Raw genomic sequence first — 267 nt, forward strand, 5'->3', positions numbered from 1 at the left:
TGCCGGCACATCGGGCATGTCTGCGCCCGTATCCCATTGCCACGACTTGAGGTTGCTGCCTTCTTGAAGCTCCCGCAGCTCCTTCCGGTATTGGTCGCTCGCTCCGTACGGAAGGACGTACATCGCCACCGGCTCAGCTGTGTCGGACAACACGACGCTTGCCAGCGGATTGGTCGACGGCAGGTTGTAACGCAGCCCCTTCACGAATCGACGTTTCTGGTTTGTCAGGTTGTCCACCAGCATTCGTTCGTCGATACTCTCGAACGG

The 267-nt window shown here is 59.2% G+C and carries 1 protein-coding gene; it reads right to left on the minus strand.

Translation table 11 applies throughout. The annotated features are described in order from the left end of the window. On the minus strand, positions 1 to 255 hold a 255-nt coding region (locus SB659_RS19640), incomplete at its 3' end, for a DUF1173 family protein (RefSeq protein WP_410551622.1). Positions 256 to 267: the final 12 nt, after the last annotated feature.

This window comes from Arthrobacter sp. SIMBA_036 (assembly GCF_046535135.1).
Taxonomy (GTDB): domain Bacteria; phylum Actinomycetota; class Actinomycetes; order Actinomycetales; family Micrococcaceae; genus Arthrobacter.